The organism is Ferrovibrio sp. (assembly GCF_029255545.1).
Lineage (GTDB): Bacteria > Pseudomonadota > Alphaproteobacteria > Ferrovibrionales > Ferrovibrionaceae > Ferrovibrio.
The window spans coordinates 1-5910 of sequence record NZ_JANLJJ010000019.1 but is presented as its reverse complement, the minus strand read 5'-3'; the positions used below and the strand labels follow the sequence as shown (position 1 = coordinate 5910).

Annotated in this window: 11 protein-coding genes; 6 read left to right on the top strand and 5 right to left on the bottom strand. The window is 65.5% G+C overall.

Going from position 1 to position 5910, the window contains the following annotated elements; translation table 11 throughout:
* A partial coding sequence (locus Q1J79_RS03010; RefSeq protein WP_300296326.1) for a hypothetical protein occupies window positions 1-184 on the bottom strand: 184 nt, incomplete at its 3' end.
* Window positions 185-284: 100 nt separating this feature from the next.
* Here Q1J79_RS03010 and Q1J79_RS03005 point away from each other — a divergent pair.
* The 5 genes from Q1J79_RS03005 (at window position 285) to Q1J79_RS02985 (ending at window position 3133) form a co-directional block, all read left to right on the top strand.
* On the top strand, window positions 285-785 hold the full coding sequence (locus Q1J79_RS03005; protein WP_300296325.1) for a GFA family protein: 501 nt from the start codon (window positions 285-287) through the stop codon (window positions 783-785).
* 67 nt (window positions 786-852) lie between these two features.
* Entirely contained in the window at window positions 853-1443 is a 591-nt protein-coding gene (locus Q1J79_RS03000; protein ID WP_300296322.1) for a TetR family transcriptional regulator C-terminal domain-containing protein, read from the top strand.
* Window positions 1440-2348 carry a haloalkane dehalogenase gene (locus Q1J79_RS02995; protein WP_300296319.1) on the top strand — a complete coding sequence of 303 codons (909 nt, stop codon included), beginning with the start codon at window positions 1440-1442 and terminating at the stop codon, window positions 2346-2348. Before Q1J79_RS03000 ends, Q1J79_RS02995 begins: the two co-directional genes overlap by 4 nt.
* 41 nt (window positions 2349-2389) lie before the next feature.
* The gene (locus tag Q1J79_RS02990) at window positions 2390-2830 is read left to right on the top strand and encodes a GNAT family N-acetyltransferase (RefSeq protein WP_300296316.1); all 441 of its coding nucleotides are present in this window, start codon (window positions 2390-2392) and stop codon (window positions 2828-2830) included.
* 42 nt (window positions 2831-2872) lie between these two features.
* The gene (locus Q1J79_RS02985; protein WP_300296313.1) at window positions 2873-3133 is read left to right on the top strand and encodes an Rdx family protein; all 261 of its coding nucleotides are present in this window, start codon (window positions 2873-2875) and stop codon (window positions 3131-3133) included.
* Window positions 3134-3208: 75 nt separating this feature from the next.
* Here the strand turns inward: Q1J79_RS02985 and Q1J79_RS02980 are convergent, their stop codons facing one another.
* Together Q1J79_RS02980 and Q1J79_RS02975 are read right to left on the bottom strand one after the other, a co-directional pair.
* On the bottom strand, window positions 3209-3574 hold the full coding sequence (locus tag Q1J79_RS02980; RefSeq protein WP_300296310.1) for a nuclear transport factor 2 family protein: 366 nt from the start codon (window positions 3572-3574) through the stop codon (window positions 3209-3211).
* Window positions 3575-3672: 98 nt separating this feature from the next.
* The gene (locus Q1J79_RS02975) at window positions 3673-4578 is read right to left on the bottom strand and encodes a helix-turn-helix domain-containing protein (protein WP_300296307.1); all 906 of its coding nucleotides are present in this window, start codon (window positions 4576-4578) and stop codon (window positions 3673-3675) included.
* Between the two features lie 102 nt (window positions 4579-4680).
* Here Q1J79_RS02975 and Q1J79_RS02970 point away from each other — a divergent pair, with 102 nt between their 5' ends.
* Window positions 4681-4914 (top strand): hypothetical protein, encoded by a 234-nt coding sequence (locus tag Q1J79_RS02970; protein ID WP_300296304.1) that lies wholly within the window; start codon window positions 4681-4683, stop codon window positions 4912-4914.
* 20 nt (window positions 4915-4934) lie between these two features.
* Here the strand turns inward: Q1J79_RS02970 and Q1J79_RS02965 are convergent, their stop codons facing one another.
* Window positions 4935-5573: a hypothetical protein gene (locus Q1J79_RS02965; RefSeq protein ID WP_300296302.1), complete on the bottom strand. Its 639-nt coding sequence runs from the start codon at window positions 5571-5573 to the stop codon at window positions 4935-4937.
* A gap of 23 nt (window positions 5574-5596) precedes the next feature.
* Window positions 5597-5910, bottom strand: a 314-nt coding sequence (locus Q1J79_RS02960) for a cupin domain-containing protein (protein WP_300296299.1), incomplete at its 5' end; no start/stop codon positions are given.

The following is a 5910-nucleotide window of genomic DNA, read 5'->3' as shown; positions in this document are numbered from 1 at the left end:
GATAGCGCGCCGGATCGGTGGAGATGATCAGGAAGGCGAGCTGCCAGGCCAGGGAAACCCCGATCAGGCCATAATACTGCTCGGGGTTGCTGAGCGGCGGCTCGATCAGGTGTTCGACGAAATACAGCGGCGTCAGCGACAGGAAGCCGTAAATGGCGGCGATGCGAAAAATCCATTTTGCCATTGTTTCCCCCGGGATGGTGCGCGACGGTCTTCTAGCGCAGCCGGCCGACGCTGGAAATACTCACCAATAGATTCGGCCGGATCATGGAAGGAGGCTGCCCATGCCGATGCATCTCGAAGGCTCCTGCCGCTGCGGCGCCGTGCGCTTCAGCCTCGACAGCCATACCCCCGTGCCCTACCAGCTCTGTTATTGCAGCATCTGCCGCAAGACGGCCGGCGGCGGCGGTTATGCCATCAACCTGGGCGGCCTGTCCGCCAGCCTGAAGATCGCGAAAGGCCGGCGCAGCATCGGCGTCTACCGGGCGGAAATCTGTGATGACGACGGGCGGAATTGCGAAACCAGCACGGGTGAGCGCAATTTCTGCAAACGCTGCGCCACCGCACTCTGGCTGTATGACCCCACCTGGCCCGACCTGATCCACCCCTTCGCCTCGGCGATCGACACGCCGCTGCCCCGGCCGCCGGCGAAAGTGCATCTCATGCTGCGCTACAAGCCTGACTGGGTGAAGCCGCAGATCGGCAAAAACGACGAGACTTACGATCTCTATCCGAAACTCTCGCTGGCTGACTGGCACAAAAAGCACAGAGTCTGGGTGAAGTGACCGGCCGCCGCCGAGCCTCGCGTTTTTCAGGTTGACATTCAATACGTACGAGCGTATTGAATCGGCCATGGCAAGAGCATCCCTACGCGACCAAATCCTCCAGGCCGGCCTCAAGGTCATGTTCCACAAGGGCTATATCGGCTCCAGCGTGCGTGACATCGCGGCGGCAGCGGCGGCCCCCCAGGGCTCCTTCACGAACCACTTCCGCTCCAAGGAAGTCTTCGCGCGGGACGTCCTCGACCTGTATTTCGACCATGTCAAAACCCTGGTGGCCCAGGCCCTGGACGATACCAGCCTGACGCCACGCCAGCGCCTGCTCCGCTATCTCGACATCATCACGGCGCGGCTGGAGGCGGACAGCTTCACCCGCGGCTGCCTGATCGGTGATTTCAGCCTCGAGGCGGCGCCGCAGAGCGAAATGCTGCGCGAACGGCTGGTTGCCATCTTCGCCGAGTGGCGCGCGCCGTTTGCCGCCTGCATCGCGCAAGCGCAGGCCGCCGGCGAGATCAGCGATGCCTTTGCCCCCGACGACCTCGCGGATTTCCTGCTGTCGTCCTGGGAGGGCGCGATCCTGCGCATGAAGGTCGCGCGCACGGCGGAACCGCTGGAGCGGTTCAAGCAGATCGTATTCGCCACCATCCTGAAAGACCGCACATGACCACCGACATCGTCCTGCCCACGCGCCCGGTTCTCGACTCCGTGATGGCCTACCGCGAGGCGGGGGATGCCGCCGCGCCCGCCGTCCTGTTGCTGCACGGCAACCCGACTTCGTCCTATATCTGGCGCAACATCATCCCGCAGCTCGCGCCGGTCGCGCATTGCATCGCGCCGGATCTGGTCGGCTTCGGTCAGTCCGGCAAGCCCGATATTGCATACCGCTTCGCCGATCACGCCCGCTATCTCGATGCCTTCATCGAGGCCAGCGGCATCGCCTCGGCCTATCTGGTGGCGCAGGACTGGGGTACGGCGCTTGCCTTCGACCTCGCCGCCCGGCGGCCCGAATTCGTCCGCGGCCTCGCCTTCATGGAATTCATCCGCCCCTTCGCCGGTTTCGAGGATTTTCACCGCACCGATGCGGCCCGCGATTCATTCCGTCGTTTCCGCATGCCGGGCGAAGGCGAAAAGATGATCCTCGACGGCAATATCTTCATCGAGCGCGTGCTGCCCGGCTCGGTGATGCGGGCCATGAGCGATGAGGAAATGGCGGTCTATCGTGCGCCATTTCCGACACCGGATTCCCGCCGGCCGATCCTGCAGCTGCCGCGCGAACTGCCGATTGCCGGCGAGCCTGCCGACATGCATGTGCGGCTGACGCAGGCCCACGCCGCCCTGCGTACCTCGCGGTATCCCAAGCTGCTGTTTGCCGGCAATCCCGGTGCCCTGGTTTCGCCAGCTTATGCCGCCGGTTTTGCGGCAACGCTGCAGGATTGCAAGCTGGTGCAGCTTGATGGCGGATATCACTATCTGCAGGAGGATCATCCGGAAGCCATCGGTCGCGCCGTCGCCGGCTGGATCGCGGCAAACGAAGCGCGGCCACAGCCACAGACGCGTGTCGCAGTCTGACTGTCATGCCAGCCCAGGGCCAGAACGGATTCTGCAAGCCGATGACTATTGCCAGCGACGAGATCGTTTTCGTGTCCTCCTTCGAGGACATGGCCCAGCTGGGACAGCTATACGCGGTTGCCCAACTGGGACAACGGTCGCCGGCCGAGATCGCCGAGGCTTTCCGCAACAGCCGATACAAGGTCTTCGCCCTGCATCGCGGCCGGCTTGTCGGCGCGGGCCGGGCCTTCGGCGACGAGATCGACTGCGCGGTGATCTGCGACATGGCCGTCATCCCTGGTTTTCAGGGCTGCGGCATCGGCGATCGCATTCTCGATGCCCTGAAGGAGATGACCCGCCATCACCTGCGCATCATCCTTTATGCCAAGCCCGGCAAGGAAGATTTCTATCGCAAGCGCGGCTTCAACCCGATGAAGACCGCGATGCTGTGCTCTTTCCGCGTTGCCGCCGCGGACAACCGGAAAAACGGCCTGACCGCCTGAACCCCGGATGCGGAATCCGATCAAGCAAAAAAGGACAATCTCATGAAGAAGAAAGTCACCATCACCTATTGCAAACCCTGTGGCTACCTCAGGCGGGCCGCCGCCGTGGCCGATGCCATCGAAGCAGAGTTCGGATACGAACCCCGCCTGGTTCCGGGTGGCGGCGGCATCTTCGAGGTGCAGGTCGACGACACTGTGGTGGCGCGCCGGACCAGAGGCCATTTCCCTGAAGCGACAGAAATTGTCGCGGCAATCCGGAACACGGTGCGCGTGCCGTCGCACCGCCGCGCCGCCGGAAAATAAAAGCACGTGTTTCCGGCCGGCGCGGCTGTCCGGCGCCGGGGCAGCCGCGCCAGGACAACCGCACTGGGTGAAAGATCACTTCATCTGCGCCGGATCGTAGTAGAAGCGTTCGCGCCAGATCTTTTCGCCTTTCCAGGTCTGGTGCGCCAGTTCCTCAATGCGGCGTTTGCTGCCGTCCTTGAACTCGAACTGGAAGACCCAGTGCACCACCACGGTGTCGCCGTCGATCAGCACCGGCCGCACGCATGCGCTGGTCACGCTTTTCGCCCGCGCCAGCACGGCGCGCTCATGCGCCACCAGGGTGTCGCGGCCCTGGCGCGGCGGCTCGGTCAGGTTCTCCTGCATGCTGGCATCTTCAGTATAAAAACGCGCGATCGCCTCGTCATGGCGGTTGCTTTCCACCAGGGCGATGAAGTCTTCCACAATCTGCCGGCTTGGCATGGCTGTCCTCCAGAATATGGCGTCGATTCTGCCGCAGGATGGCGGCGGCGTCGCGCCGCTTCGGCCGGCGCGCAGCAGATTCGGCCGGCGCGGCGCGATTAGTGGATCGCCCGGCGCACCGCCGAAGGGCTGACGCCCAGCACGCGCCGCATGCAGCGCGCCATATGGCTCTGATGCGCGAAGCCGGCCGCCAGCGCGATCTCGGCCATGTCCATCCTGCCCTCCAGCAGCAGCGCCTTGGCATGCTCGACGCGGCGGCGGATCACATACTGGTGCACCGGCAGGCCAAAGCTGGCGCGGAACAGTAGTTTGAATTGCGACAGCCCCAGGCCGGCGGCGGCGCTTAAGGATTCCAGCGACAGGTCCTGGTCGATATGGCCGGCGATATGCTCCAGCACGCGGCGGCGCTGGCGCGATGAAAGGCCACGTCCGTCATCCGCCGCCACCTGCCGTCCGATGCCGTCGTCGCGCCCGCCCAGCAACTGCACCGCCAGCGCCACCGCCAGGCTGTCGGCATAGAGGCGGTCGCTGGCCCTGCCGGCGGCCAGCTCGGCGCGGATCGCCCAGGCCAGGTGGGTCAGGCGCGGATCGCGCAGTTGCACCAGCGGGGCCAGCGCGGCACGGCTGGCCGGCAGGCCCATGTCGCGCGCCGCATCTCGCAGCAGCCCGGGTTTCAGGCGCAGCACCAGGGCCGTGGTCGGCGCCTCGTCATGCCATTCGCCGCTGGCGCCCTGCGGCAGGATGTCGATATCGCCGTCGATCAGCAGGCGCTGCTCCGGCCTGCCGCCCTCCAGTCGGCAGCGCACGCGCAGCGGCGCGCCGATATGGATGCTCAGCAAAACCTGCTCGGTATTGCGCACCGTCACGGCGCCGCCCGGCATGGCCAGCAGGTCGGCGCGCAGATGCGTCCAGTTGCGGTCGCGGCTGGACAGCAGGGCGCGTGGCGCGGCGGGTGCGGAGAGTGCTGGTTCATGCGCGGTCTGCGCTCCTTGGTGGCCCGCCAATGATAAACCGCGCCCGCGCCGTCGCCCAGCCCGCGTTGCGACCCGCTGTCGCATGGGGGCAGCCAAGCTTGATCCACGCCGGAAAATCGGTATTATAGATGCATGTTAACGCGCACCGACAAGGTTTTCGCCATCGCCATCACGCTTGCCCTGCTGGGCGCGCTGGGCATGGCCATTGTCATGGCCGTCCGCTTCTGGACCGGCATGGAAGCCGATTTCGATCCGGCCGCCACCTGGCCGCTGATCTGGGGCGTGCTGCTCAGCCTCGTGCTTGGCGCCATTGTGGTGGGCGTGTTCCTCTACGGCCGCCGCAAAGAGATTCGCGACGGCCAATAGGCCTCGCTGAATCAGATTGCCTAGAAGAGATTGAACGTGTTGCCGGTGATGCCGAGCGGCAGACGGCCGGCCTCGAACAGGCGGAATTTCAGCGCGAAGGGATGATCGGAATCCGCGTCGGCGGCCAGCACCAAAGCGGCCTGGTAGGCGGCCTGCGCCGCGGCGCCCGCGGCCACCTGGATCAGCGCCGGATCGCTGACGCCCTGTTTCGCCGCGCTGGCGGCGGCGCGGTCATGGGCGGTTTCGCTGGCGCGCGTCGAGACATGCTCCAGCGCCACCATCAGGTCATGTTCGGGATTGAGCTGCAGGGCGTCGTCCAGCAGGCTTTTGCGCATCTGCTCTTCCGCCTGCCACCAGTCGTCGCCCCAGTCGGGCGCCTGGGCGGCATTGGACGCCGCCAGCCAGTCCTCCACGCCGGCGATGCCGATGCCGGGAAAGCCCAGCCCGGCGACATAGCCTTCGGCATCCCTGAGCAGGGCCGGCGTCAGCGGCCGGCCCACCGTGCTGAACCACGGCAGGCTGCCGACCAGTTTCGCCAGCCGCGCCACCGCGCGCAGGCCATCGAGATCCTCGATCCCGCCGCTTTCGCTATCAAAGGCGTCGTCGTCGATGTCTTCGTCATCATTGGCGATCTCGACGATCTTGGTGATCTTGGCCATAAAAAATCCTTCAGCGAAATCCTTTAGCGGTTGCCGCGGCTTTCGCGCCACAGGCCCAGCGCCTTCTGCACCGGCCGGTCGGAATAGCTGAACAGCACGGCGTCGGAGTCGGGTGCGTGATGGCGATGCGGCACCCAGCTCGGGATCACGAAGGTATCGCGCCTGCCCCAGTCGAAACGCTGCTGGGCCTCGCCTTCGCCCACCAGCGTATAACCCTGGCCTTCCACCACGCTGAACACCGTGGCATCCGAGCTGCGATAGCTCGCGCCGGCAAAGCCTTTGGGCAGCAGCTGCATGAAGGTGCCGATGGTGGGCATGGCGCTCTGGCCGGTGGCCG